The organism is Pseudomonas fildesensis, from assembly GCF_001050345.1.
GTDB lineage: Bacteria > Pseudomonadota > Gammaproteobacteria > Pseudomonadales > Pseudomonadaceae > Aquipseudomonas > Aquipseudomonas fildesensis.
On the sequence record NZ_LFMW01000006.1, the window covers coordinates 1 to 25,100 of the forward strand.

Below are 25,100 nucleotides of genomic sequence, written 5' to 3' on the forward strand. Positions count from 1 at the left end.
TGACTTCGCGCATCGCCCACCTGGTGGTGATCGACGTGTTGGCGATGGGCGTGGCCATGGCGCGCGGGCCGAGCCTGGTTAACCACCTCAAGAGCGTGAAGCGCAGCTTGCGCAGCCTTCGGTTGTCGCCCAAGTCCGTCAAAGCCCTCGACGACTGATCTTGGATTGTGGCTGGCGGGCTTTCTTTGGTGAGGAGGCTTGTTGTGGTGAGCGGGCTTTCTGTGGCGAGGGGGCTTGTCCCCCGTTGGGCTGCGAAGCGGCCCTAAAACCTGCCAACGCGGTATGCCAGACGCACCGAGGTGGTCTTATTGGGGCGGCTTCGCAGCCCAACGGGGGACAAGCCCCCTCGCCACAGAAAGCCCCAATCAGCACAACAAGCCCCCTCACCCAACAGACAATATTCATCGTCCTGTAACCCCCGCGCCGCCAAACCGTCATCCCCCACGCCCATCCTGAACTCCCCGTAATCGCATTGGGAGACTCCAAATGGCCCGGCACTTTGAAGACAGCAACAGCTCCGTCAAGACCCGTCGTCAGCAGGAAGACCAGCGCCGCATGGCGTTCCGGCGCGCAATTGAAGACCGCTGCGACCAGCGCCAATTGCTCCAGAGCATCACTGACTACCCGGAACTCCACTGGCAGGCACCCTTGGCTGCCCAGCGAAGCGCTCAGCCAGCGCGCTGATCTGCACCCGCTCGCTGCGGATAAAACCCAGGAACGCATGGGCCACCGGTGACAGGCGTTTGGCCTTGGCTTGCACCAGGCACCAACTGCGGTACAGCGGCAGTTCCTCCACCGGCAGCTCTTTGAGCCCGCCGGTGGCCAGGTCCAGGTTGACCGCGTGGCGCGTCAGCAAGGCAAGGCCCAACCCTGCGTTCACGCACTCACGCTGCGCCTCGGCCGAGGCCGCTTCCACGGTCTGGGTGAAGTGCACGCGTTTCTCCTTGAAGTACTCCTCGCAGGCCAGCCGCGTGCCGGAACCCGGTTCGCGTATTACCAGGGTGTAAGGCTCAAGGTCTTGCAGGCGCAGCGGCCCTTGCAGGCTCAAGGGGTGATCCGGTGGCGCCACGGCGACGATCGGGTTGTTGAGAAACGGCAGGAATTCCAGGCCCATGTCCTGGGGCACCATGGACATGATCACCAGGTCATCGCGGTTGTCGGAGAGCCTGCGAATCACCTGGGCGCGGTTGACCACCGTGAGGTTCAGCTGCACCTCCGGGTGCTGGCGCTTGAAGGCGGCAAACAGGTGCGGCACGAAGTACTTGGCGCTGGATTCCACCGCCAGTTTCAGCTGGCCCTGCAGCGAGCCCTGCATGTCCGACAGCTGCATATCGAGGTTTTCCAGGCGCCCGAAAATATCCCGACTCGCCCTTTGCAGGGCTTCGGCGGCCTCAGTCATGTAGAGCTTTTTGCCGACGTAATCGAAAAGAGGCTGGCCGATCAGGTCTTCCAGCTGGCGAATTTGTAGGCTGACAGCCGGCTGTGTGAGAGACATTTCCTCAGCTGCGCGGCTGTAGGAGCGCAAATCGCAGACCTCATGGAAGATCTGCAATTGACGCAATGTCAGTCGCATCAATGACTTACGCATTTTTACATCCTCTCGCTCCAGGCCGTCCGGCCAACTATAAGTCTTTACTTATGCACGTCCCAATAATTATTGATTTTTGTTAATCCCTCCACGGGCTTAGTGTGTGTTTGCGACTGGCTTGAAACATTTGGTCACGCGCCGACCCGGCTCCAGCGGGTCGAAGAACGCAGCAATCGGCTCAAGGGAATTTCCAAGTGATAAAAAAGATCCTGATCGCCAACCGTGGTGAGATTGCCGTACGAATCGTGCGTGCCTGCGCCGAGATGGGCATTCGCTCGGTCGCGGTTTACTCGGACGCCGACCGCCATGCGTTGCACGTCAAGCGTGCCGACGAAGCCCACAGTATTGGTGCCGAGTCCCTGGCCGGTTACCTGAACCCGCGCAAGCTGGTGAACCTCGCCGTGGAAACCGGTTGTGACGCGCTGCACCCCGGCTACGGTTTCCTGTCGGAAAACGCCGAGCTGGCGGATATCTGCGCCGAACGTGGGATCAAGTTCATTGGCCCGTCGGCTGAAGTGATTCGTCGCATGGGCGACAAGACCGAAGCCCGCCGCAGCATGATCAAGGCCGGCGTGCCGGTTACCCCCGGCACTGAAGGCAACGTCGCCGATATCGCCGAAGCGCTCATCGAAGGCGACCGCATTGGTTACCCGGTGATGCTCAAGGCCACCTCCGGTGGTGGCGGTCGTGGTATCCGCCGTTGCAACAGCCGCGAAGAACTCGAACAAGCCTTCCCCCGCGTCATTTCCGAAGCCACCAAGGCGTTCGGTTCGGCGGAAGTGTTCCTGGAAAAATGCATCGTCAATCCCAAGCACATTGAGGCGCAGATCCTCGGTGACAGCTTCGGCAACGTGGTGCATTTGTTCGAGCGCGACTGCTCGATCCAGCGCCGCAACCAGAAGCTCATCGAAATCGCCCCAAGCCCCCAGCTGACCCCTGAACAGCGCGCCTACATCGGCGACCTGTCGGTGCGCGCGGCCAAGGCGGTGGGTTACGAGAACGCCGGCACCGTGGAGTTCCTGCTCGCCGAGGGCGAGGTGTACTTCATGGAGATGAACACCCGGGTGCAGGTGGAACACACCATCACCGAAGAAATCACCGGGATCGACATCGTCCGCGAGCAGATTCGCATCGCCTCGGGGCTACCGCTGTCGGTGAAGCAGGAAGATATCCAGCACCGTGGTTTTGCGTTGCAGTTCCGTATCAACGCCGAAGACCCGAAGAACAACTTCCTGCCGAGCTTCGGCAAGATCACCCGTTACTACGCGCCCGGCGGCCCCGGCGTGCGTACCGACACGGCGATCTATACCGGCTACACCATCCCGCCGTTCTACGACTCCATGTGCCTGAAACTGGTGGTGTGGGCGTTGACCTGGGAAGAAGCCATGGACCGCGGCCTGCGTGCCCTGGACGACATGCGCCTGCAAGGCGTGAAGACCACTGCCGCCTACTACCAGGAAATCCTGCGCAACCCGGAATTCCGCAGCGGCCAATTTAATACAAGCTTTGTGGAAAGCCACCCTGAGCTGACCAACTACTCGATCAAGCGCAAACCCGAAGAGCTGGCCCTGGCCATCGCCGCCGCCATCGCCGCCCACGCAGGCCTGTGAGGAATAGAACAATGTCCAAGAAAATTTTTGTCACCGACACCATCCTGCGCGACGCTCACCAATCGTTGCTGGCGACCCGCATGCGCACCGAGGACATGCTGCCGATCTGCGACAAGCTCGACAAAGTCGGCTACTGGTCCCTGGAAGTCTGGGGCGGCGCGACCTTTGATGCCTGCGTGCGCTTCCTGAAAGAAGACCCGTGGGAGCGCCTGCGCCAACTGCGCGCCGCGTTGCCCAACACCCGCTTGCAAATGTTGCTGCGCGGCCAGAACCTGCTGGGCTACCGCCACTACAGCGACGACGTGGTCAAAGCCTTCGTCGCCAAGGCCGCCGTTAACGGCATCGACGTGTTCCGCATCTTCGACGCGATGAACGACGTACGTAACCTGCGCGTGGCCATCGAAGCGGTCAAGGCTGCCGGCAAACACGCCCAGGGCACCATCGCCTACACCACAAGCCCAGTGCACACCATCGACGCGTTTGTGGCCCAGGCCAAGCAAATGGAGTCCATGGGTTGCGACTCGGTAGCGATCAAGGACATGGCCGGCCTGCTGACCCCGTACGCCACCGGCGAACTGGTCAAGGCGCTGAAAACCGAGCAGAGCCTGCCGGTGTTCATTCACTCGCATGACACTGCCGGTTTGGCCGCGATGTGCCAACTCAAGGCCATCGAAAACGGTGCCGACCACATCGACACCGCGATCTCCAGCTTCGCCTGGGGCACCAGCCACCCCGGTACCGAGTCGATGGTCGCCGCCCTTAAAGGCAGCGAATTCGACACCGGCCTGAACCTGGAACTGCTGCAAGAGATCGGCCTGTACTTCTACGCCGTGCGCAAGAAGTACCACCAGTTCGAAAGCGAATTCACCGCTGTCGACACCCGTGTGCAAGTCAACCAGGTACCGGGCGGGATGATTTCCAACCTGGCCAACCAGCTGAAAGAGCAGGGCGCACTCAACCGCATGAGCGAAGTGCTCGCCGAAATCCCGCGGGTGCGTGAAGACCTCGGCTTCCCGCCGCTGGTCACCCCGACGTCGCAAATCGTCGGCACCCAGGCGTTTTTCAACGTGCTGGCCGGTGAGCGCTACAAGACCATCACCAACGAAGTGAAGCTTTACCTGCAAGGCGGCTACGGCAAGGCGCCGGGCACGGTGAACGAGAAACTGCGTCGTCAGGCCATCGGTAGTGAAGAGGTGATCGACATACGCCCAGCCGACTTGCTCAAGCCGGAAATGACCAAGTTGCGCGGCGAAATCGGCGCGTTGGCCAAGTCTGAAGAAGACGTGCTGACCTACGCCATGTTCCCGGACATCGGCCGCAAGTTCCTCGAAGAACGCGATGCCGGCACCCTGGCGCCTGAAGTGCTGTTGCCGATTCCAGAAGCCGGCGGCGTAGTGCGTGCCGGTGGCGAAGGCGTACCGACCGAGTTCGTCATCGACGTGCACGGCGAAAGCTACCGCGTGGATATCACCGGTGTCGGCGTGAAGGCCGAAGGCAAGCGGCACTTCTACCTGTCCATCGACGGCATGCCGGAAGAAGTGGTGTTCGAACCGCTCAACGAGTTTGTCGGCGGCGGCAGCAGCAAGCGCAAGCAGGCCACGGAGCCGGGCCATGTCAGCACGGCAATGCCGGGCAATATCGTCGACGTGCTGGTCAAGGAAGGCGACATGGTCAAGGCCGGCCAGGCTGTGCTGATTACCGAAGCCATGAAGATGGAAACCGAAGTGCAGGCAGCGATCGCCGGCAGAGTGACCGCTGTTCATGTAGCCAAGGGCGACCGGGTCAATCCGGGCGAAATCCTGATTGAAATCGAAGGCTGATCCTAGCCTTCGACACTACCGTTTAATCCTCGGGGGGGCAGGTGCCCCCCTTTTTTTCGCCCGCGATTTGATGATCAGGCGACGGTGGGTTCGTTGCGTTTGAAGGTGACGAAGACGCCGCCAGGGCTGTAGGTCAGTTCCGGAGTCAGGGTTTTCAGGTTGCTGGTGACGCCGGCAAATTGGCCGTCGATCTGTTTGGCGTCAATGATGGACAGGGGCTGCGAGAGGCGCGGGTCGTTTTCGTTGTCTATCTGGATGCTCAGCGTGGCGCCGTCTAGATGGGCGGTATTGCCGACCTTCAAAGGATTGAGGCTGAACGCCAGGGTCGAGCCCTTTTGCATGCGCAGGTCATTTTCGATGTGCGCGGCAGGGTCCAGTTGCAGCGTGCCCGCGACGTCTAGGTTGGTGACCGTGCCGCCGGAGTAGGTAGCGCCGGGCTCGACGGTCATGGAGCCGCCGATTTTGCTTTGATTGATCAACGTAGCGCCGCTGTAGACCGAACCTTGCTGGTTGGCAGCTACTGCGCCGGTGAGGGTCCAGGTGCCGCTGCTCACCCACAGGTGCTGCATCTGACTGGCACCGTCGAAGTGGCCGCCCTGGGTATCGTCGAGGATGACTTGGTTGGTGCCGCTGCCGCCGTCAACCGAACCCTCGAAGCGGCCACCGTTTTTGACGATCAGCACGTCATTACCGCCGCCCAAGTCCAATGCCAACCCCTGGCTGCCGGCGATCAGGCCCGCATTGATCACTTCGTCATCCTGTTGACCGTCCAGCTTCACGCCCGCACCGTTTTTGCCGGTGATGCTGCCGTGGTTTTCCAGCCACACCGGTACCAGGCCGGAGCTGGCGAGCCCGTTTTTCTCACCGACAGTCTTTGCGGTTGCGCTGTTGAGGATCTCAATGCCGCGCAAAGAAGTCGCTACACCCGTAGGTGGGGTAGACGAGATCAGTTTTGCGGCGTTGTCGATATCCAGGCCCTTGCCATTGTTCAGGGTGATGGACACCGAGCTGAACCTGGCATGGGTTGTGACCTCTGGCTGTCCGTCAAAGACCCCTTTCAGCGCGGTGGCGATATCGTTCTGATTGGCTGGCGCATCGCGGGGTGGTAAGTGCGTGGGGGGAGGGGTGGGCGCTTGCGAAGTGGTTTGCGCCATTGCGCGTATGCCATCCCCGATCAGGGCGCCGACGGAAGGAATGTACGGGAATATCGAAGACATGGTTCCGGCCTCACGTGTGTAGGAGACCGGAATGTAGCCAGTAACGTAGCCCGCGACTGTCAGGATTACCGCCCATGGTGAGCGAGAAACTTCCTCAGTTTGCTGCGATTAGAAGCGAGTTTGCCACTGTGCCATCAGGCCCTGGCTACGGCTTTGGGTGCCGTAATCGCCGGTGTAGGTGAGGCCTACGGTGTGTTGCGTCGACAGGGCAAGGTCCAGCCCCGTCTGCACATTGACGCTATCGCGGTCCAGTGCGGTGCCGTTGATGGAGAACTCATTGATGAGCCCTGGCGCATACCGATAAGACTGTCGGACCTGGCTGTCCACTGCGCCATAAAGGTGTTTCCAACCCGCGCTCAGGTGGGGCGTCAGGCTCATTTGGTTGTCGAACCTGAACAGCGTATTCAGGCGAAGGCCGAACGTAGTGCTGAGGTTTTGCTGGGTTTGCGTGCCCACATTCAGCGCCGCTAGGCCACCTTTCTCTTTGAAGCTGCCGCGTTGGTAGCGCTGGTAGCCGAGGCTGGCGAATGGCTCAGCGTTTAATGCCGTATAGCCCAGTTGATAGGCCGCTTCCGCGAAGGCGGTCTGGCTTTGTGCGTTGTAATCGCCTTTGAGCTGTTCCTTGTAACCCGGCATGTCGATGCTGCGTTTGTTCTGCCCGGCATGGCTGCTGTAGATCGCCCCCAGGCGTAAGCCGAGTGGGCCGTCCTGGCGCACGGCGTAACCGCCCAGGTGCCAGCTGTCGAGGTCGGCGGCGAAGCGTTGGGCATCAAAGTGGCTGGTGGATTTGCCGCCCATCACCCCGACACGCCAGGCGTGGTCCAGCGCCCAGTCGGCGCCCATCAGCAAGCCTTGGGTGCCGTATTTCAAGCCGGCGCTGCCGCCTTGTTTGTCGAGGCGGCCATCGTTGCCCAGGCCTTGCACCCAGAAGTGGCCTTCGTCGTCGGAGGGCAGTGTGCGCAGGGTCGAGAGCAATTGATTGCTGAGGAGCTGGGCGGTGTTTTGGGTGGCGGCGGCCAGGTTGGCATTCTGGCTGCCGGCCAATTGTTCGAGGGCCGCGCCGATTCCGCCGGGCCGCTGGGCAAGCTCGTCAGCGTATTTTTCCAGCGCCTTGATCTGCTCGGAGGTCAGCTCGCCGGATTCCAGTAAGCGGTTCAGCACGGGGTCCAGGACCTTGGCGACTTGCAGGCCGTTGTGGGTGGTGGCCAGCGGGGTGAGGTAACCGTCGATAGAGGCCACTTCGACCTCGGGCACAGAGGGTTCAAAGGTGTACGGCGTGTATTCGATATCGCCGAGCGCATGCGCGTGTTGAAGGCTGATGGCACTGATCGCAATGGCCATGAACAGTGAGAGTCTACGGTGTGTAAAGGGCATGAAATCCCAACCTCTGATGTATGAGGCCGGGAATTTAGCGGGATGGCGGGGCGATAACTGTCAGGCTATCGCCCCCTGGTTTGCGGGAGTTATCGCTGAGTCGAGGGCGATTAAAAACTCATCTGCCATTGGCCGATCAAGGCGTGGCTGCGGCTGTTGCTGCGGAGCTCGTCGCCACCCATATCCAGGGCCAGGCTGTTGCTGTCGCTGATGGTGCCGTCCTTGAGGCCCACCGCCACGCCGGGCGTGGTGATGCTGCCGGGCGCCGACGTGGTCAACGAATCACTGCCGCCCAGGGTTTGCCCGGTGGTGGTTGGGGTGTCGATCTGCAGGGTTTTCGATGGGGCCTGGGCCGCTTCGACGAAGCCGATGCTGGCCAATAAAATGATGGCGAGCGCGAGGCGATGGGGAGATGATGGCCTAGGTTATCTGCACTTTATTGCGTTTTTCGATCACCGATCTCGATATATATGCATTTTAATGCGTAAATTTAACCCCAGGCTCACCCGTGAATGCACTATATTGCGTAAGTACCGTTAAAACTTCCCTGTGGGTGCATTAAATTGCAAATGAACACTCCCTATCAAATGACGCTCCAGGTCTTTGTCGCCGGCGATTGGCATGACGCTATGGGCCTGGAGTTTCTCGAGCCGCAAAAGGGGTTCAAGGGTGCCTGTAAGTTTGCTTACAAGAGCGGGTATCTCGTCGAAAACCTGGAAGACCTTCAACTGCCGTTTTCCAAGGCGGTGAGTGCAAGGTATCCGCTGGATTGGGAGATTAATTTTCTCAAGGCAGCACCTGCCTTTTTGCACGATATCGCGCCGGCAGGCGCTGCGAAGCGTTTTCTCATGGCTCGCGTTGGCCGTAAAAAGCCAGATGACGTCGACTCTGATCTTTTCTTGCTAGGGCATAGCACGCCAGCACCTATAGGCAACATGCGCATAAAAGAGTCCGCCGAGGCGTTAGGTGCCGGAAACCCTATTGGCTTTTCCCGACAGGAAGTGGTTATTCGGGACCATGCTTTTTTGGATTATGCCTACGAGCGAGGGGCAGCAATTGGTGGTGCAAGTGGGGCCGGTGGCGAGGCTCCGAAATTACTGATGGCTGAAGATGGCAAGGGCCTCCTGTATCCGGATGCCATATTGGATGACGCTGACGTTATCCAGCATTGGTTCATCAAGTTCGCGCGTAACAAGGCTACACAGACCGACCAAGATATCCTCAGAAGTGAATTTCACTACTACAAGGCTCTTCAGAGCCTTGGGATAGAAACAGTTGCCGCTCAGGGGCTTGCACTGGAAGAGGCGGAGAAGCCCAGTCTGTGGATGCACCGGTTTGATCGCAAGGTGACGGAGCGAGGTGTCGAGAGATTGGCTGTCGAATCAATCTACTCAATGGCGAACGTGCTTATTCCGGGCGCTGAAATGTCGCATGTAGAGGTGATCCAGCTTTTAGTCAGTCAATGGATCGTTGTCGGGCAGAAGGATCAGGTGGCTGATCTTGTAGCGGAGTATTTGCGACGAGACTTGCTCAACAAGGTGTTGGGTAATTCGGATAACCACGGTCGCAACACGTCGGTAATCCGAGGGCAATCGTCTTTGCGCCTGGCGCCAATTTACGATTTGGCTCCAATGGTCATGGACGCTGAGGGAATTGTTCGAACAACCAGGTGGCCCGAGCCATTGGAGGCGGGGGGGGCGATAAATTGGCGGGGCGTATGTGATGCGCTCGCAGGGATTGTTGACCCAGAGGAGGCTTTCGAGCGCTTACGAAAAGACGCCGACCATCTGCGAGCTTTGCCGGACATTTTGGTCGCTGGCGGCATACCTTCAGTCACCCTGAATCATCGTCACATTCCGCTGGGAAAATTGGACCTGCGCCTCCAAGAGTGGGGGCTGAGATGACCACTAGCATGGATGCTCGTGCCTTGTTAATCGAGAGCATTGAACAAGGGTTAACTGACGGCTCGCTTGAAATAGGCGACGCCGTACGCCGCCTGCGCACCGAAGTCACCGGCCTGCACCAAAGCCAGTTCGCCAAAATGTGCAAAATCTCCGTGCGTACCCTGGTGCATATCGAACATGGCGAGGGCAATCAGACGCTGAAGTCGCTGAATGCGGTGTTCCGTCCCTTCGGCTTGCAGATGGGCGTGGTCAAGGTGCGCCGCAAGTGACGCTGACCGTCATCCGCGCCGCACATGCCCCTTGCCGTAATACCGCTCCATGCGTGCCTGGATCAGTTCCAGCCCGAGGGACATCACCCAGTAAATGATCGCCGCTGTGGTGAGCATTTCGATGTACCGATAGCTCGATCGGCCGTAAGACTGCGCCAGGAACATCACTTCCCACACGCCCATCACCGAGATCAGGGACGAGTCCTTGAGCATGGAAATGAACTGGTTGGTGGCGGGCGGAATGATGGTGCGCATGGCCTGGAGCAGGGTGATGTGCCAGAAGATCGCGCTGTCGCGCATGCCCAGGGCCAGGGCCGCTTCGCGTTGGCCGTGGGGCACGCCGAGGATGCCGGCGCGGAAGATTTCGCTCAGGTAGGCGCCGTAGTTCAATGACAGCGCGATGATCCCGGCGACGATGGCGCCCGGTACCAGGCCGAGTTGGGGCAGGCCGAGGTAGATCAGCAGGATCTGGATCAACAACGGTGTGCCGCGAAAGAACGAGGCGTAAAAACTGGCGATGCCGAAGGCCACGGCGCTTTGCGACAGGCGTCCCAGCGCGGTAACAAAACCCAGTACCGACGACGCCAGCATCGAACACAGGCACAAAAACAGCGTCAACGCCGCGCCTTGCAGAAACCCGTTGGGCGCCAGGTGCACGCCCACCAGGTTGGGCAGCTTGTCGAGGATGATCGAAAACTTCAGGTCAAAGCTCAGGAAGAAGCTGGCGAACAGGCAAAACAGTGCGGCCCAGGTCAGGTACAGGCGCGTGCGAAAGCCAAACAGTCGCTGTAGCCGCGATGCGCTCATCGGCGGCTTGGGAGGTGTGGGGAACGCGGTCATTGGCTGATGTCGGCGCCGATCCATTTTTGCGACAGCGTGCTCAAGGTGCCGTCCTGTTTCAGCTGGGCAAAGACTTCGCGCACCTTGGCGTCCCACTGCGGGTCGCCTTTTTCGATCGCCACCGAGTTGGGCTCGGAGTACAGCGGCTCGCCGGCGAGCTTGAAGCGTTTGTCCTGAGTCAGGCGCGGTTGGGCGGTGACCAGGTTAGTAAGGATCGCGTCCAGGCGCACGCCGGCGCCCAGGCCCAGGTCCTGGAAGGCGACGTTATCGGTGTCGTACGGTGCGATCTGCACGTCCTCGAACGGGTACTGCAACTGCGTGTCTTCAGCGCCTTCGATCACCAGGTTTTTGTTCAGGTAGCTTTCATAGCTGGAAGCGCTGGTGAGGCCGACTTTTTTGCCGCTCAGGTCCTTGGCGCCGTGGATGCGGTCATCCTTGGCATTCACCACGATCACCGCTGGCGAGGCGTAATACTCAACCGGGAAGTCAAACACCTCGGCGCGGGCCTTGCTCGGGGTCATGGAGCAGATGCAAATGTCATAGCGCCCGCTCCAGCGGCCTGCGGCAATCACGTCCCAGGACGGCGTTTCCAGGCGCAGCTTCACGCCGAGCTTTTGCGCCACCGCCTTGGCCACGTCGACGTCGAAACCGTCGAGTTGGTTCTGCTCATTGAGGAACGAGAATGGCGGGTAGCTTTCCATCAGCACCCCCACCAGTTCTTTCTTGTGTTCCACGCGGTCGAGGGTCGCGCCGCCGAAGGCTTGGGTAGAGGCAGCCAGAATCGTCAGGCCCAAGGCCAGCAGCGGTTTACATTTCACAATCGACACCCGAATAAAAAAGAGGTTGTTATTAACCTGATGGTACGCATTAAATAGTTATAAGAACGACTCTGATAGTGAGTTATTTTCATAAGCTTATGAGTAAAAAGCATATGGCCGCAGTAAACGCAGTAATCCTCGATGGTGGCATGGGCCGCGAACTGCAACGCCGAGGCGCGCCGTTCAGGCAGCCGGAGTGGTCGGCATTGGCTTTGAGCGAAGCGCCGCAGGCGGTGGAGGCGGTGCATGCGGCTTACATCGAGAGCGGCGCCACTGTGATCACCAGCAACAGCTACGCCGTTGTACCGTTTCATATTGGCGAGGCGCGGTTTGCCGCCGAGGGCCAAGCGCTGGCAGCGCTGGCCGGGGAGTTGGCGCGGCGTGCGGTGCAGGCTTCAGGCCGGACGGTACGTGTGGCGGGCTCATTGCCGCCGCTGTTTGGTTCTTATCGGCCGGATTTGTTTGAGGCGGATCGGGTCACCGAACTGCTGACCCCGCTGGTGAACGGCCTGGCGCCTCATGTCGACCTGTGGCTGGCGGAAACCCAGAGCTCGATTGTCGAGGCACGCGCCATTCATGCCGGCCTGCCGAAGGACGGCAAACCGTTCTGGTTGTCGTTTACTTTGAAAGACGAAGACACCGACGAGGTGCCACGCCTGCGCTCCGGCGAGCCGGTGGCAGACGCGGCAGAAGCGGCGGCGCAGTTGGGGGTGCAGGTGTTGCTGTTCAACTGCAGCCAGCCGGAAGTGATTGGCGCGGCCATTGATACGGCGCGCCAAACCTTCGAGCGCCTGGGGGTGGCGATTCAGATCGGTGCCTACGCCAACGCTTTCCCGCCGCAACCCAAGGAGGCCACAGCCAACGATGGCCTGGACCCGCTGCGCGAGGATCTCGACCCGCCGGGTTACCTGCATTGGGCCGCCGATTGGCAGGCTCGGGGCGCCAGCCACTTGGGCGGTTGCTGCGGGATCGGGCCAGAGCACATTGCGGTGCTGGCCCAGAAGCTGCGTTAAGGCTTAAAGCGCCTGGCGGCGGCACTGCGCCAGGCTTTTCACCTGCCCGTCATCGGCCTGGTTGGCCTCCGACAACCACGCCTCAAACCCCGCCCCAATCGCCGGCCATTCCGAGTCGAGAATCGAGTACCACGCGGTATCCCGGTTATTCCCCTTGACCACCATATGCTGGCGGAACACCCCTTCAAAACTGAAGCCCAACCGCTCCGCCGCGTACTTGGAGCGGCCATTGGCGTTGTTGCACTTCCATTCCAGCCGTCGGTTGCCTTGGTCGAACGCGTACTTGGCGAGCAGGTACACCGCCTCGGTGCTTTTCGGCGAGCGCTGCATTGAGGCGCCGAAGGTGACGTGGCCGATTTCGATGCGGCCATGCTCGGGGAAGATCGACATCAGGCTGAAGATGCCTTGCACGTCGCCGCTGGCGCGGTCGATCACGCTGAAGAAATACGGGTCGCTGTTGCGGGCATGTTTGTTAAGCCAAACATCGAAAGCGGCGCGGTCGGCAAACGGGCCGTACGGCAAATAGTCCCACAGCTTGGGGTCGGCACCGGGGCCTTCCAGGGCTTGCCAGAGGCCGTCCGCGTGGCGGGCCGTGTCGAGTTTTTCCAGGCGGATAAAACGCCCTTCGAGCAGTTGCGCGGTAGGCGCCGGGACGCCTTTCCAGTCGGCGAGGGAAGTGGACATGCTGCGCTCCTTAAAGACCTTTGCGAAATTGGATGAAACCCGGGCGTTCGGCGATGCGTTCATACAGCTGGATCGCGGTGGCGTTGGTTTCGTGGGTCAGCCAATGAACCTTGCAGCAACCGTCGGCCTTGGCCGTGGCGTAGACGAATTCGATCAGTTTGCGGCCAACCCCGGTGCCGCGTTGGGCCGGGTCGACCAGCAGGTCCTGCAGGTAGCAGGAGTTCTCGATGCTCCAATTGGAACGGTGATAGATGAAGTTGACCATGCCCACCGCCTTGCCGTCCTGCCAGGCCAGGGCGGAATGGGTCGGCTCGTTGGCGTCGATCAGGCGTTGCCAGGTGCTCTGGCTGACGGCGTCCGGCAACTCGGTGTTGTAGAACGTCAAATACGCGTGCCACAAGGGCAGCCAGGCGGCGTGGTCGGCGGCGGTGACCTGGCGGATGTCGATCTGGCTCATTCTGAAGCTCCTTGAGGAATAAAGCGGGCGAGGGTCTGGTCACGCACATCGAGGCTGGTGGCCAGGCTCTCGCGCACGCCGGCGATGTCTGCCGGGCTGCGGTTCTGGCTGAGTTTGCGTTTGCCGATCAGGCGTTCGATCGGCAGGGAAAAACCGACAATGGCCTTGAGCATGCCTTCAATGTAGTCGGCCGGCGCGTCGCTGACTTTCCATGGCTGGGCGCGGCTACCTTCGTGGCGGTCGGTGAGGGCGCTGACCACGCTGAGCAGGCGCTTTGCGTCGGTAAACACCTCGGCCTTGCCGTAGGCATGCACCGCCAGGTAGTTCCAGGTGGGCACCACTTTGCCGTGCTCGGCCTTGGCCGGGTAGAACGCCGGGCTGATGTAGGCTTCGGCGCCGGCAAAAATCACCAGCGCTTCGCTGCCGTTTTGCAGGTCTCGCCACTGGGGATTGGCCTTGGCCAGGTGCCCGTAGAGCATGCCGTTAGGGCCCTCATCCGGGTTGAGCAGCAGCGGCAAGTGGCTGGCCAGCAGGCCTTGCTCACTCACGGTCACCAACTGCGCCAGGCGGGTGTGCTGGATCAGTTGATGGAGTTCGGGCAAATCGTCGAGGGCAAAGGCGCGCGGTGTGTACATGAAAATATTCCTTGGCGAATGCCTGCATCCTAGGCAGGCTAATGGTCCGTTGTAAGAGCCATCAATGGCTTATTTCATAGGTCCAATGTTGGAGCGAGTGCCATGTCCCCGTTAGCGCCGCCGCTGTCGTTCAACCCCGCCGGCATTGAACTGGATCGCCGCCAGGGCTTGACGCGTCAGCTGTACCAGGCGCTGCGCCAGCGCGTGCTCGACGGTCGCCTGGTCAGCGGTACGCGGCTGCCGGCCAGTCGCGACCTGGCCGCCGCACTGGGGATTTCCCGCAACAGTGTGGTACGCGCGTATGACCAGTTGTATGCCGAAGGTTTTATCGAGGCGCGGGTAGGCGACGGGACCTATGTGGCGCAATTGCCACAAACCCTGGCGCCGGCAAAAAAACTATCCACAAAACTGTCCACAGGGTTTTCAACAGTCTTATCCCCAGGGTTATCCACAAAATCAGCAAATAAGGACGGTATTTCGTCCGACAAAGTTATCCACAGCGCCGCCATCGAGCGTCTTGAAAACAACCATTTGCCCCTGCCACCCACGGGCCCACCGCGGGCCTTTAGGGTGGGGGTTCCGGCGTTTGATCTGTTCCCGTTTGACGTGTGGGCCAAGCTGAATGCGGCTTTCTGGCGCAAGCCCGACTTCGAACTGCTGTGTTACGGCCACCCCGCAGGAGACCCGCGATTGCGCGGGCTGATCGCCGCCTATTTGCGCAGTTCGCGTGGGATGCAATGCACCGCTGAGCAAATTGTGATCACCAGTGGCGCGCAGCAGGCGATTAGCCTTTGTGCACAGCTGCTGGTGGCGCCCGGCGATGGCGTGGCGATTGAAAATCCGGGGTACCGCGCAGCCGGCCATGCCTTCGCGCTCGCCGGTGGCCGTTTGCATGGCGTGGCGGTAGACGCGGAGGGCATCGACTGCAACGTGTTGAACCGTCTCAAGGATTGTCGCCTGGCCTATGTCACCCCGTCCCATCAGTACCCGTTGGGCGTGGTCATGAGCCTGGCTCGGCGCCTGGAGTTGCTGGCCTGGGCCGAGCGCAGCGGTGGCTGGATCATCGAGGACGACTATGACGGCGAGTACCGCTACAGCGGCGCGCCGCTGTCCCCGCTGGCGGCGTTGGATCGCAGCGGGCGCGTGTTGTATGTGGGCACCTTCGGCAAAGTCGCCTTCCCGGCGCTGCGCCTGGGCTACCTGGTGTTGCCGCCTGCGCTGGTGGACGTGTTCGCCCAGCGTCGCGCCGTGGATGTACGGCACTCGGAGATCAGCACCCAGGCCGTGATGGCGGAGTTCATGGCGGCGGGGCACTTTCAGCGGCATATCCGGCGCATGCGCCGCGCCGCGCTCAGCCGGCGTGACGCGCTGCTGAGTGGCTGGCCAAGCGAGTTACCGGGCGTGGGCAGCCTGCCGAATGTGGCGGCAGGCCTGCACCTCACCGTACGGGTGGAGAGCCTCGCCCGTGAGCAGCAATTGGTGGCACAGGCCCGCACTGTTGCGGTCGAGGTCAATGGCCTGAGCCATTATTGGCTGCCCGACTCCAGCACTTCACCCGATCAGCGCGCCGGGTTGGTGCTGGGGTTTGCCGCAGTGCCCGAGGCGGCGATCAGCCAGGCGCTGACGCGGTTGCGTAAAGCCTGGAGAGGTTAGTCGACGGGCCGTGGTGCATGTCTCCTCCGGTCCGGTGAGGGTGGCTGCTGAATGCCGCTCAAGACCTCGACCACGTTAGGGGGCGGCCCCTTCGGGAGGTGTTATTCAGGTACCCGACTTGATCTTGGTCCAGGCCCGCGTCCTGGCGCGCTCGGCGTCACGGCCCAGGGGCTTCAACGTGTAGAGCGTGGCCATCGCCGCCTCGGTCGGGTACAGGTTGGGGTTGTTGCGAATCGACGGATCAACCTGCTCGGTGGCGTCCTTGTTGGGGTTGGGGTAACCGACAAAGTCGCTGATCGGCGCGATCACCTGCGGTTGCAGCAGGTAGTTGATAAAGGTGTAGGCGTCCTGCGGGTTCTTTGCGCCCTTGGGAATGGCGAGCATGTCGAACCAGATCGGCGCGCCCTCTTTGGGCAGGCGCATGTCCACGGTCACGCCGTTCTTGGCTTCCTTGGCGCGGTTGGCGGCCTGGGAGAAGCTGCCGGAGTAACCGACGGCGACGCAGATGTCACCGTTGGCGATATCGGCCATGTACTTGGAGGAATGAAAGTAGGTGATGTAGGGGCGGATCTTCATCAGCAGCGCTTCGGCTTTTACATAGTCCTTGGGGTTGCTGCTGTTGGGGTCCAGGCCGAGGTATTGCAGGGCCAGGGGCAGGATCTCGGACGGTGAATCCAGCAGCGCGACGCCGCATTGCTTGAGTTTGCTGATGTTCTCTTCCTTGAAGATCAGGTCCCAGCTGTCCACCGGCGCATCGGCGCCCAGCGCGGCCTTGACCTTGTCCGGGTTGAAGCCGATCAGGATGGTGCCGTACATGTAGGGCACGGCGAATTTATTGCCGGGGTCGTTGGCTTCGATCAGCTTCATCAGCTTGGGATCGAGGTGGTTCCAGTTCGGCAGCTGGCTGCGGTCCAGAGGCTGGAACACGCTGGCTTCGATCTGCTTGGCGAGGAACACATTGGACGGCACCACCACGTCATAGCCGGAGTTGCCGGTGAGCAGCTTGGCTTCCAGGGCTTCGTTGGTGTCGAAGATGTCGTACACCAGTTTGACCTGCGGGTGCTGCGCCTTGAAGTCTTCCAGCGCCTTGGGCGTGATGTAGTCGAACCAGTTGTAGACCCGCAGGGTTTTCTCTTCGGCGTGGGCCGCACCGCCGATAACGGCCGCGCAGAGGACGAGCGACTTGAGCATGTTCATTGGATGGACCCCTCAAAACCTTCGAGAACGTTGACGGCATTGATGCCGATTTCTTCCACTGCGTAACCGCCTTCCATCACAAACAGCGTCGGTTTGCCCAGGCGGGCGATGCGAGCACCCATCGCCAGGTAGTCCGGGCTGTCGAGTTTGAATTGTGAGATGGGGTCGTCCTTGAACGTGTCCACGCCCAGGGACACGACGATGATGTCGGTGCCGTAGCACTCAATCTCTGTGCAGGCCTCTTCCAGCGCTGCGCTCCAGCGCTCCCAGCCTGCGCCTGCCGGCAGTGGGTAATTGAAGTTGAAGCCTTCCCCGGCGCCGTCGCCCAACTCGTCGGCATAGCCCAGGAAAAACGGAAACTCCGCCTCGGGGTGGCCGTGGATCGAGGTAAACAGCACGTCGCTGCGCTCATAGAAAATCGACTGGGTGCCGTTGCCGTGGTGGTAATCCACATCAAGGATCGCGACTTTTTTGTGGCCCTGGTCGAGGAAGGCCTGGGCTGCGATGGCGGCGTTGTTGAGGTAGCAATAACCGCCCATCAAATCACTGGCGGCGTGGTGTCCCGGCGGTCGACACAGGGCGAAGGCACTGTAGGCACCCTGTTGGATTGCAGCCTGGGCGGTGAGGGCAACTTGCGCTGCACTGTAGGCCGCTTGCCAGGTGCCGGCGGTGATCGGGGCGCCGCCGTCGAAGCTGTAGTAACCCAGTTGGCCGTGCAGGCTGGTGGGCAATACGCGGCGCAAGGTGCGGGCGGGCCAGGTATAGGGCAGCAGGTCGCCGTTCTGGTTGAATGCGGTGCAGCGTTGCCAGGCGCCCTGGAAGAAATCGAGGTAGTCGCGGCTGTGGATACGTTGCAGGGGTGTCAGGCCGAAGTCCTGCGGGGCGTGGACCGGGCCCAGTTCGCGGTCCTTGACCCGTTGCAGTACGTGGTCGGCGCGTGAGGGCATCTCAAAGCAGGGCATCAGTTGCCCGTCCATCAGTTCACAGCGGCCGTGGTGCAGGTGGTGATCGTCCGAGTAGATCGTCAGCATTTTTTGTTCTCCGCAGGCTGTATCGGTGGATGCAGTCTTGCGGCGGGCGCGGTTTATGAGAACGGCAGGAGCGGCCAAAAGGGGATTAATACGGCCAAATTCTCTGTCCGCAATTCGCCCCATGTGGGAGCAGGCTTGCTCGCGATGGCATCACCGCAGTGCAGGTCAAGGACGAAACTGACTGGGCGCCACACCGCTCCACCGCACAAACGCATGGCGAAAACTCGCGGTCTCACTGAAGCCCAACTGCTCGGCAATCCGGTAGATTGGCCACTGGTCCTCAGCCAGCAGCTGCTTGGCCCGCTCGAAGCGCAGCTCGTCGAGTAGTTCCTGATAGCTGCAGCCCAGGTCATGCAGGTGCCGGCGCAAGGTACGCGCCGAACAGTTCATCTGCGCGGCCAAGCCTTCCAGGCCGGGCGCGGCGTTGAGTTGGGCGATGAGCAACTGGCGAATCCTGCCCAGCCACGCCTGACGTCCGGTGAACTCCAGGTTCTGTTTGCGGCAACGCTCGGCCATGGCCTGGTGCGTGACCGCGTCGGCCAGCGGCAGCGGTTGGTCCAGCCAGCGCTTGTCGAAGGCGAACGCGTTGGCGCTGGCTTCAAAGTGCAGCGGGCAGGCGAAGCATTCGCTGTAGCGCGCGTGATAATCCGGCGCGCTGTGTTCAAAGCGCGCGGCGAGCAGCGGCAGGGGCTGGCTGAGCAGGTCGTCGCAGATCACCTTGAGCGATGCCAGGCACAGTTCGACGTTGAACATCTCAAGCGCTGGGTTTTCACGGTAGTCACTGGCGGTGAACCAGAGGCGCTCACCGTCCTCCTCAAGACTCAGCTCGAAAAGTGTTCCCAGCAGCGCCGGATAACGCAGCGCCAAGCGTAGAGCGTCACCGAAGGTGGCACTGGTCAGCAGGGCGTAACCGAGCATGCCGTAGGCCGATACATGCATCTGTTGGCCCAGTTCGAGGCCAACATCACGACGCAGCGCCACGGCATTGGCGCACACGCGCATTTCCTGATTGGTGGTGATGCGCGTGTCGGCACGGCTCAAGTCCGCTGCGCAGATGCCACTGCCCGCGAGTAAGGCCTCGCTGGGCAGGCCTTCAGTCTTGAAGGTTTTGAGCACCAGCGACACGGCATTGAGGGTGGTGAGATGAGCGTGCAGCATCGACGGCTCCAACGTTTCAGGTGCAGTCAGGGAGCAAGTTGTGTGCCGTCGACCCTGCGTCAGGTCAGTTTAAAAAATAGGTTCGGGCCTGACTCTCGTTGATCTCGCTGCGGTGGAACGCCACGCGTTGTGCGCTGTTCAGGCCCTTGGTGGTGTCGGCCGCCGCACCCAGGCTGTGCTCCTGCGGTGTCTTGAGGCGCGCGTTGATAAACGACCTGGGTGTTGTCCAGTCGGCTGAGTAGTGGAAGTGTGCATACCACAGCACCTTATGGGTGCTGCGCTCGGTGATGGTGTACTCGTCGAGGTAATCCGGTTTGGCGGACTTGACGCGCCGTCGGCTGACGGTTTTTTTGATGGTTATCGCATTGCGGGCCTTGAGCCATTGTACGCCGGAGGGGGTGGGCGGGTGCTGCTGGGTCATTCTCAGCACGTTATCGATGGATTGTTGATAGAGGGTGGTGGCGGCTTCGCTGAGTGACTTTTTGACGGTGCTGGCCAGGGTCACGTCGTCTTGCGCGAGGTTCTTCTGGGTCAGGGCTTCCTCGATACTGCGCGTGGCTTGCTCCAGGCGCTGGGCGTGTTGATGGTACAGGTACTCGATGCCGATGGGCGTGCGCTGGGCTTGATTGGCCAGCCCGGTGACCCGTTGTTTGAAGTCCTGTAAGCCGTCGAGCAGTTCCTGCCCTGCATCCACGCTGGTTTGCAGGTCGATGGGTGTGCTCACCGCTTGTTCGCTCCTGGCCCGCTGCACCCAAAAGCCGTCCGGTTTCTCGTGAAACGTGGCCACCACGGTGTTGGACAGGGGCGAGCGAACATCCACCAGCCCGGTGTCCTGGCCCGTGGCGGACAATTGCGGCTCTCCCACCACCATGCCGTGGTAACGGGTGCGGATGAATTTTTTCTGCGGGCGTGGAGGTGTGGGCGGCAGGCTGGGGGTGGCTCTCAGCGTGCTGCGTCGGCCGGCTAATTGCGCAAGGTGAACACTGGCCCGGTGTGTGTACTCGCCGAGATGGTCGCGCAGGTGGGTCAGGGGTACCGCCTGCGAGACGCTGGGGAACTCAGTGGGGAAGTCCTGCAGACGCTCGCCCAGCACCGTGAACTGTTCGATCAGGCTGCTCAGGGTCTCGATCTGTTCGTCGATCCGCTTGTCTGTGTACTCGCTCAAGGTGTCGCGCAGGGCCTGGATGGCAATGTCGCAGGCATCGACGATATGGTCGATGGCCGTCCACGCCAGCGGTGCGCTGAGGGTGGTGTTTTCGCGCAGGCACAGGTTGCGGGCCAGGGTGACTTGCAAAGCCTTGAGGTCGCCGCTGCTGTAGGCGGGTAGCAGGCTTTTGGTGTCCTTTATCAGGCGCAGGCCTTCGCCGGGCAGGTCACGCAGTTCGTTGAATCGCGTTTCGAAGTAATCCAGGCGCCCAACCATGCCGCGCAGCGTTTCGCTCATTTCGAGCGCATCGGGGATGTTCCGCACGTGTGCATTGACGGCCTGCTTCGCGATGTGGTCCAGGGTTGTGCGTAATTTGGGAGTAAAGGCTTTCAGCACCTCGTTGAGGCCGGTCCAGCTGAGGTTCAGTTGAGCTTTGATATACCCCACGGCGCGGTGCAGGTAGTCAGGCGTTGGGGCAACCACATTTAACTTTTTCAGGTTTTGCAGGGCTGTTTCGTAGTCCGTGCGCTGGACATCCAGTTGATTGAGGTAGGCCCTTTGCGCGGCCTGGGCCGAGGTGGACGGGGCGTCAACCAATGCTTGATGAGCTTTTTGCAGGGTTTCCTGGGCGGTTTTTTTCTGTTGCTCAAAGGTGGTGATCGGGCTGCGCAGTTGGCTTGCCTTGCGGTCGGCTTCAGCCCTGGCTCTGCGCTCCAGGCTTTTTGAGCCGCCGCCACGCAGGCGCAGCCGGGTATCGATGAACCACTCGCCCTTGAGATTGCCGATCAGAAAGGGGCCGTTGCGCATGGGTTGCTTGGAATCGGCGATCTGCACTTCGTCATTCTCGTCCACCGTCACTTCGAACCAGCGCTCACCGACTTGTGCGTACCATTTACCGAGTAGCGGGTAGAGGTGACGTTGGGGGCCGGTGCGCGACGAGGCTTTGTTGCGCACCCCCGGGTTTTCGACTTTGAAACTGTCCAGCAGACTGCCCAAGTCGTTGGCACTGCGATTGATCGCGGCAAGCGTGTGCAGTGCATGCGGGTGATTGCCGGGCAGTTCAGGTGCCGACAGGTTGGCCAGCTGTTTGACCGTCACGGGCTTGGCGATCACCTCGGGCTCGGCGGGAGGTTTCGGGGCGGGCTCTTCCTTGGTCAAGCGGGGGTCTGACGGCGCGTTGCGGCTGGCGATGTGCAGGGTCAGAAACATGCCCAGGTTGAGTAACAACCCCGCCAGAGCGGACCATTCAGCCGGTTTGTCCTTCTGCTGCTGTGCGTCGGTAACCGCTTGCAGTTGATCCAGGATCTGCCAGATCCAGGCGGCGGTGTTCACGGTTCGGCCCAAAAACGGCAGTGCCGCGTTAAATATCAGCCAGCCCGCCTGCTTGAACGACGCCCAGCGGCTTTCGGCGTTCGACGCCGACTGACGGTCCGCCAGCGTGATCAGCGCGTTGGCGTTGGCCTTGAACAGCTCGCCGGGCAGGTCACCGCTGAGCACTTGCGTGCCCAGGTCCATGGGGCCGCTCATCGTATAGAGTTTGACCGGGTCCACCAGCAGCTCCACGACCGCCCAGGGCGAGGGCAGTTCGCCGGGGAACGCGTAGCGGGCATAGTCGTCGCGCACGCTGTCCGGCAGCCAGGCCAGGACCGAGTCGCGCAGATGTTGCGATTGGCGGATCGCATACAGCAGGTCGGCCGGTGACGGGTATTGCAGCAGTTGCAGCTCTGCCATCGGGCGATACAACAGGCAGGGCCCGGCGCTCTGGTCTTGGGGGCCAATCACAAATATGTTGGCCACCACGTCTTGCGTGCCTGCGCTGCGGTTTTTCGGTGCGAAGGCCAGGGGGCGAAGGACGATGCTGTGCCCATCGACCTGGCGGTCCGTCGTCTCTGGCGCTAGTACGGCAGCGACGTAGCGATATCCCAGCTCGTCGACCCCGGCTTGTTGGTTAATTTTGTATTGCAACGCCTGCAGCGGCAGTTGGATACGTAAATGGCTGCTGTACAGGCCCTGGCGGCGGGTGGATTCGAGGGGGTTGTCGAGCAACTTGCTTTTGGCCAGGGCCGGATAGTGTTTGCCGATGTCCACCCGGCGGATCAGGGTTTCGATGTACGCCACGGTTAGCCACTCAGGCAGGGCGCCGCCGTTGCGCAGGCGAATACTTTTGTCGCCGAGGGGCAGGCTGATCAGGTTTTGCAGGGCCAGGTCGGCCAGGCTGAAGGTGGTGGTGTCTACTTTGCCCGGCACGGTGAAACTGCCCCAGACAATCAGGCTGCGCACCTGAACCTCGATGTTATCCAAGCGCAGGTTCGCCGCGTCGGTGTGCTCCTTGAGCATTTCGGCGCGCAGCTTGTCCAGCGCATAGGTTTGGATGTGCGGGATGTCGTCGTCATAGGACTTGCCGGCGTTGAGGCTGTGTAGGGCGGCGAGGTCTTTCAGATAGCGTGCGTAGAGACTCATGTCGGTAGTGGAGGCGGACGTCAGCCAAGAAGGGAGGGCGTTGAGATAGGGTGTGAGGTCGGGTTGCTTTTCACCCACCAGCTCTTTGGTGGCCGGTGGCAGATTGAGTGAGGACTCGCTGGGGTCGGTGCGTCTCAGTTGCTGAAAGTCGATTTCCCCAATGAAGGCGAGCTGTTGGGCAATTACCGTGCAAGCCTGGTGTTCGAAAAAATGCCCGGTGGGTTCGAACAGCCGCCACTGGATATGGGGGCGCGAATGGCGGTTGAGGTGGTCGGGCAAGCTCTGGCCCAGTTGCTCCAGCGAGGTGAACTTTTCGTAACCGTTGAGCAGCGAGTAGGTGAGGATATGGGTCTCCCCTTCATAGCTGCCGATCAGCACGGCGATCGACAGCACGCCAAAGTGGGTGACGGTTGCGCCGTCGACCTGATCAACGTCCACCAGGTAGGCGCGGCTGGCGAAGTCGTCGCCGACCTGGCGGCGCGTCAGTTCAGGCGCGGCGTACAGCGTGCGGGCCATGGCACAGTCCTGCTCGTCCCACCCTTCGACACGGGTTACATTCCACAGCGACCGCAGCGTGCTGGACAGGGCTTGCCAGTGGGGGCCGGAATTGCCATTGCTGGCGTTCCAGAACGCCACTTGTTGTTCCTGATAGGCGGTGAGCATCAGGGGCGCCAGCAGGTTGATCAGGGTGGCGATTTGCGTGATGCGCACAGGCAGGTGGGCAGAGGGTTGCTGGTTTTTCTGCTGAACGAGGAAGTGTACGCCTTCGATATAGAGCGTGGGTTCGCCCGAGACGGCCTGGTTGGTGAGGATGTCGGTAAGGTGTTGGTACCCGGTGGGGCTGGCGACGATTTCGTCGTCGACAACGTCCCACGCCGGTGTGCCGACCATGGCGATGTCCGGGTCGATGCCCTGCTCCGGGTAGAGTTCTTGCAACGAGCGCCGCAGCAATGCGCTGGCTGCTTCCCTGAATGCGGGGCCGACGCAGAGTTGAGTGATCAGCGTATCGGTGGTGCTGTGCTGGGGGGTAGACGTTTGTTGACTCATGGGTTCCTGCCTTGCCATTTCATGGACGCTGCCGGAAGAACAGCTTCGGCATGCTAGAAAGCGGCAAGGCAGGAAGGAGGCTAACTATGTAGTTGGCCGGTTTTTTTACTCAGGTTTTGCGGTGCGATTCAGGCCAGCTCACCGCACAGGTCCAGTTCCACCAGGCGGCGGACTTCGTTGGTCGCGAGGCCGGCACCGAACAGGGCCTGCAACTTACCGAACACGGCTTCACGGGTCATGCCGCCACCGGACAGCACGCCGACGCCGCGCAGACGGCTGCCGGCTTCGTACACGTCCAGTTCCACGCCGCCTTCATGGCATTGGGTGATCGCGACCACCACCACGCTTTGATCCTGCGCGCGCTGGAGGCTGGCGAGGAACGCCGGATTATCGCTTGGCCCGGTGCCGCTGCCGAAGCATTCCAGCACCAGCGCCTGCAGGCCGCTGTCGATCAACGCATCCAGCTGCGCGGCGGCGATGCCCGGTACCAGCGGCAGCACGCCGACATTGGCCGGGGCCTTGTCGTGGCGGTAATCCAGCGCGGCGGGAAGGTTATCCGCCTTGGCTGCGCCGCCGGTGCGTTGCAAGGCGGCAAAGGGATTGCGACCGTAGCTGCGAATTTTCGCGCAGCGAGTCGGCGCCATCAGCGCACCGTGGAAGTACAGATGCACGCCGGGTGCCAGGCCTTCGCCCAGCGCTACCAGCGCGCCGCTGACGTTTTCCCAGGCATCGCTGTCCGGCACGCCGGCGGGGAGCATCGAGCCGGTGAACACCACCGGCGCCGGCAGGCCGAGCAGTTGGAAGCTCATGGCCGCCGCGCTGTAGGCCAGGGTGTCGGTGCCGTGCAGGATCAGCACCGCATCGCAGCCTTCATCTACAGCTTCCACCACGGCGGTGCGCAGGCGCTGCCAGTAGGCCGGGGTCATGTTGGCGCTGTCGATCAGCGGGGACATTTCGCGGAAGCGCCAGGCGGGCACTTGCGCATCGGCAAGCTGTTCGCGCATGCGCGCTTCGAAGCCGGATGCGGGCGCCAGGCCGTTGGCGCTGGCCTGCATGCCGATGGTGCCGCCGGTGTAGAGCACCATGATGTTGTTAGCTTTGGACATCGAGAATTCTCCTGAACGAAAAACGCCGCCGGGCCCAGAGAATGCCCAAGGCCGGGCGGCGTGTCATCTATC

21 protein-coding genes and 1 pseudogene are annotated in these 25,100 nt (G+C 61.3%); 8 read left to right on the forward strand and 14 right to left on the reverse strand.

The features are described 5' to 3' along the window. Together ACR52_RS09720 and ACR52_RS31175 are read left to right on the forward strand one after the other, a co-directional pair. Positions 1-158, forward strand: a pseudogene (locus tag ACR52_RS09720) (transcriptional regulator); the annotation flags it as partial. A gap of 328 nt (positions 159-486) precedes the next feature. Next, positions 487-684: a PA3496 family putative envelope integrity protein gene (locus tag ACR52_RS31175; RefSeq protein ID WP_082143123.1), complete on the forward strand. Its 198-nt coding sequence runs from the start codon at positions 487-489 to the stop codon at positions 682-684. Here the strand turns inward: ACR52_RS31175 and ACR52_RS09725 are convergent. Next, complete coding sequence (locus tag ACR52_RS09725; protein ID WP_048723458.1) at positions 614-1,588, reverse strand: LysR family transcriptional regulator; 975 nt, start codon at positions 1,586-1,588, stop codon at positions 614-616. The genes ACR52_RS31175 and ACR52_RS09725 overlap by 71 nt on opposite strands. Positions 1,589-1,782: 194 nt before the next feature. Here ACR52_RS09725 and ACR52_RS09730 point away from each other — a divergent pair, with 194 nt between their 5' ends. Then, on the forward strand, positions 1,783-3,198 hold the full coding sequence (locus tag ACR52_RS09730; protein ID WP_048723460.1) for an acetyl-CoA carboxylase biotin carboxylase subunit: 1,416 nt from the start codon (positions 1,783-1,785) through the stop codon (positions 3,196-3,198). A gap of 11 nt (positions 3,199-3,209) precedes the next feature. Continuing rightward, positions 3,210-5,018, forward strand: coding sequence for a sodium-extruding oxaloacetate decarboxylase subunit alpha (gene oadA / locus ACR52_RS09735; protein WP_048723462.1), 1,809 nt, complete (start codon positions 3,210-3,212; stop codon positions 5,016-5,018). Positions 5,019-5,092: 74 nt separating this feature from the next. On the opposite strand, the gene ACR52_RS09740 is transcribed toward oadA, so the two are convergent. The 3 genes from ACR52_RS09740 to ACR52_RS30905 all read right to left on the reverse strand — a co-directional run bounded on the left by ACR52_RS09740 (position 5,093) and on the right by ACR52_RS30905 (position 7,989). Continuing rightward, positions 5,093-6,235, reverse strand: a complete 1,143-nt coding sequence (locus ACR52_RS09740; protein WP_152687609.1) for a hypothetical protein — start codon at positions 6,233-6,235, stop codon at positions 5,093-5,095. Between the two features lie 108 nt (positions 6,236-6,343). Further along, the gene (locus ACR52_RS09745; protein ID WP_048723467.1) at positions 6,344-7,609 is read right to left on the reverse strand and encodes an autotransporter outer membrane beta-barrel domain-containing protein; all 1,266 of its coding nucleotides are present in this window, start codon (positions 7,607-7,609) and stop codon (positions 6,344-6,346) included. Between the two features lie 110 nt (positions 7,610-7,719). Then, entirely contained in the window at positions 7,720-7,989 is a 270-nt protein-coding gene (locus ACR52_RS30905) for a hypothetical protein (RefSeq protein WP_048723469.1), read from the reverse strand. A gap of 189 nt (positions 7,990-8,178) precedes the next feature. On the opposite strand from ACR52_RS30905, the gene ACR52_RS09755 reads away from it, so the two are divergent. Both ACR52_RS09755 and ACR52_RS09760 read left to right on the forward strand, forming a co-directional pair. Then, positions 8,179-9,513 (forward strand): HipA domain-containing protein, encoded by a 1,335-nt coding sequence (locus ACR52_RS09755; protein WP_048723471.1) that lies wholly within the window; start codon positions 8,179-8,181, stop codon positions 9,511-9,513. Beyond that, positions 9,510-9,782: a helix-turn-helix domain-containing protein gene (locus tag ACR52_RS09760; RefSeq protein WP_048723475.1), complete on the forward strand. Its 273-nt coding sequence runs from the start codon at positions 9,510-9,512 to the stop codon at positions 9,780-9,782. Before ACR52_RS09755 ends, ACR52_RS09760 begins: the two co-directional genes overlap by 4 nt. Positions 9,783-9,791: 9 nt before the next feature. Here the strand turns inward: ACR52_RS09760 and ACR52_RS09765 are convergent, their stop codons facing one another. Both ACR52_RS09765 and ACR52_RS09770 read right to left on the reverse strand, forming a co-directional pair. After that, complete coding sequence (locus ACR52_RS09765) at positions 9,792-10,622, reverse strand: amino acid ABC transporter permease (RefSeq protein WP_048723477.1); 831 nt, start codon at positions 10,620-10,622, stop codon at positions 9,792-9,794. Further along, positions 10,619-11,440 carry an ABC transporter substrate-binding protein gene (locus ACR52_RS09770; protein ID WP_048723479.1) on the reverse strand — a complete coding sequence of 274 codons (822 nt, stop codon included), beginning with the start codon at positions 11,438-11,440 and terminating at the stop codon, positions 10,619-10,621. Before ACR52_RS09770 ends, ACR52_RS09765 begins: the two co-directional genes overlap by 4 nt. Positions 11,441-11,553: 113 nt before the next feature. Here ACR52_RS09770 and ACR52_RS09775 point away from each other — a divergent pair, with 113 nt between their 5' ends. After that, positions 11,554-12,453 carry a homocysteine S-methyltransferase family protein gene (locus tag ACR52_RS09775; protein WP_048723481.1) on the forward strand — a complete coding sequence of 300 codons (900 nt, stop codon included), beginning with the start codon at positions 11,554-11,556 and terminating at the stop codon, positions 12,451-12,453. Between the two features lie 3 nt (positions 12,454-12,456). Here the strand turns inward: ACR52_RS09775 and ACR52_RS09780 are convergent, their stop codons facing one another. Genes ACR52_RS09780 through ACR52_RS09790 form a run of 3 tightly spaced genes read right to left on the reverse strand, consistent with a single transcriptional unit; the run spans position 12,457 to position 14,229 of the window. Then, positions 12,457-13,137: a GNAT family N-acetyltransferase gene (locus tag ACR52_RS09780; RefSeq protein ID WP_048723482.1), complete on the reverse strand. Its 681-nt coding sequence runs from the start codon at positions 13,135-13,137 to the stop codon at positions 12,457-12,459. A 10-nt stretch (positions 13,138-13,147) separates the two neighbouring features. Next, positions 13,148-13,594, reverse strand: coding sequence for a GNAT family N-acetyltransferase (locus tag ACR52_RS09785; RefSeq protein ID WP_048723484.1), 447 nt, complete (start codon positions 13,592-13,594; stop codon positions 13,148-13,150). Continuing rightward, on the reverse strand, positions 13,591-14,229 hold the full coding sequence (locus ACR52_RS09790) for an FMN-binding negative transcriptional regulator (RefSeq protein WP_048723487.1): 639 nt from the start codon (positions 14,227-14,229) through the stop codon (positions 13,591-13,593). Before ACR52_RS09790 ends, ACR52_RS09785 begins: the two co-directional genes overlap by 4 nt. A gap of 102 nt (positions 14,230-14,331) precedes the next feature. Here ACR52_RS09790 and pdxR point away from each other — a divergent pair, with 102 nt between their 5' ends. After that, entirely contained in the window at positions 14,332-15,882 is a 1,551-nt protein-coding gene (gene pdxR / locus ACR52_RS09795) for a MocR-like pyridoxine biosynthesis transcription factor PdxR (protein WP_048723489.1), read from the forward strand. 105 nt (positions 15,883-15,987) lie between these two features. Here the strand turns inward: pdxR and ACR52_RS09800 are convergent, their stop codons facing one another. The 5 genes from ACR52_RS09800 to ACR52_RS09820 form a co-directional block, all read right to left on the reverse strand. After that, positions 15,988-17,079, reverse strand: a complete 1,092-nt coding sequence (locus ACR52_RS09800) for a polyamine ABC transporter substrate-binding protein (protein WP_048723491.1) — start codon at positions 17,077-17,079, stop codon at positions 15,988-15,990. Then, positions 17,076-18,110, reverse strand: a complete 1,035-nt coding sequence (locus tag ACR52_RS09805) for a histone deacetylase family protein (RefSeq protein ID WP_048723494.1) — start codon at positions 18,108-18,110, stop codon at positions 17,076-17,078. Before ACR52_RS09805 ends, ACR52_RS09800 begins: the two co-directional genes overlap by 4 nt. Before the next feature lie 165 nt (positions 18,111-18,275). After that, a complete protein-coding gene (locus ACR52_RS09810; protein WP_048723496.1) occupies positions 18,276-19,268 on the reverse strand; it encodes an AraC family transcriptional regulator in 993 nt (330 codons plus the stop codon). A 64-nt stretch (positions 19,269-19,332) separates the two neighbouring features. Continuing rightward, the gene (locus ACR52_RS09815) at positions 19,333-23,922 is read right to left on the reverse strand and encodes a dermonecrotic toxin domain-containing protein (protein WP_048723498.1); all 4,590 of its coding nucleotides are present in this window, start codon (positions 23,920-23,922) and stop codon (positions 19,333-19,335) included. A gap of 128 nt (positions 23,923-24,050) precedes the next feature. Then, positions 24,051-25,028 (reverse strand): asparaginase, encoded by a 978-nt coding sequence (locus tag ACR52_RS09820; protein WP_048723500.1) that lies wholly within the window; start codon positions 25,026-25,028, stop codon positions 24,051-24,053. Between the last annotated feature and the right edge of the window lie 72 nt (positions 25,029-25,100).

Excerpts from the sequence above, each read along its gene's own strand:
- ACR52_RS31175 (WP_082143123.1), top strand. The coding sequence starts at position 487 with ATGGCCCGGCACTTTGAAGACAGCAACAGCTCCGTCAAGACCCGTCGT.
- ACR52_RS09725 (WP_048723458.1), bottom strand. The coding sequence starts at position 1,588 with ATGCGTAAGTCATTGATGCGACTGACATTGCGTCAATTGCAGATCTTC.
- oadA (WP_048723462.1), top strand. The coding sequence starts at position 3,210 with ATGTCCAAGAAAATTTTTGTCACCGACACCATCCTGCGCGACGCTCAC.
- ACR52_RS09740 (WP_152687609.1), bottom strand. The coding sequence starts at position 6,235 with ATGTCTTCGATATTCCCGTACATTCCTTCCGTCGGCGCCCTGATCGGG.
- ACR52_RS09745 (WP_048723467.1), bottom strand. The coding sequence starts at position 7,609 with ATGCCCTTTACACACCGTAGACTCTCACTGTTCATGGCCATTGCGATC.
- ACR52_RS09755 (WP_048723471.1), top strand. The coding sequence starts at position 8,179 with ATGAACACTCCCTATCAAATGACGCTCCAGGTCTTTGTCGCCGGCGAT.
- ACR52_RS09760 (WP_048723475.1), top strand. The coding sequence starts at position 9,510 with ATGACCACTAGCATGGATGCTCGTGCCTTGTTAATCGAGAGCATTGAA.
- ACR52_RS09765 (WP_048723477.1), bottom strand. The coding sequence starts at position 10,622 with ATGACCGCGTTCCCCACACCTCCCAAGCCGCCGATGAGCGCATCGCGG.
- ACR52_RS09775 (WP_048723481.1), top strand. The coding sequence starts at position 11,554 with ATGGCCGCAGTAAACGCAGTAATCCTCGATGGTGGCATGGGCCGCGAA.
- ACR52_RS09780 (WP_048723482.1), bottom strand. The coding sequence starts at position 13,137 with ATGTCCACTTCCCTCGCCGACTGGAAAGGCGTCCCGGCGCCTACCGCG.
- ACR52_RS09785 (WP_048723484.1), bottom strand. The coding sequence starts at position 13,594 with ATGAGCCAGATCGACATCCGCCAGGTCACCGCCGCCGACCACGCCGCC.
- ACR52_RS09790 (WP_048723487.1), bottom strand. The coding sequence starts at position 14,229 with ATGTACACACCGCGCGCCTTTGCCCTCGACGATTTGCCCGAACTCCAT.
- pdxR (WP_048723489.1), top strand. The coding sequence starts at position 14,332 with ATGTCCCCGTTAGCGCCGCCGCTGTCGTTCAACCCCGCCGGCATTGAA.
- ACR52_RS09800 (WP_048723491.1), bottom strand. The coding sequence starts at position 17,079 with ATGAACATGCTCAAGTCGCTCGTCCTCTGCGCGGCCGTTATCGGCGGT.
- ACR52_RS09805 (WP_048723494.1), bottom strand. The coding sequence starts at position 18,110 with ATGCTGACGATCTACTCGGACGATCACCACCTGCACCACGGCCGCTGT.
- ACR52_RS09810 (WP_048723496.1), bottom strand. The coding sequence starts at position 19,268 with ATGCTGCACGCTCATCTCACCACCCTCAATGCCGTGTCGCTGGTGCTC.
- ACR52_RS09815 (WP_048723498.1), bottom strand. The coding sequence starts at position 23,922 with ATGAGTCAACAAACGTCTACCCCCCAGCACAGCACCACCGATACGCTG.
- ACR52_RS09820 (WP_048723500.1), bottom strand. The coding sequence starts at position 25,028 with ATGTCCAAAGCTAACAACATCATGGTGCTCTACACCGGCGGCACCATC.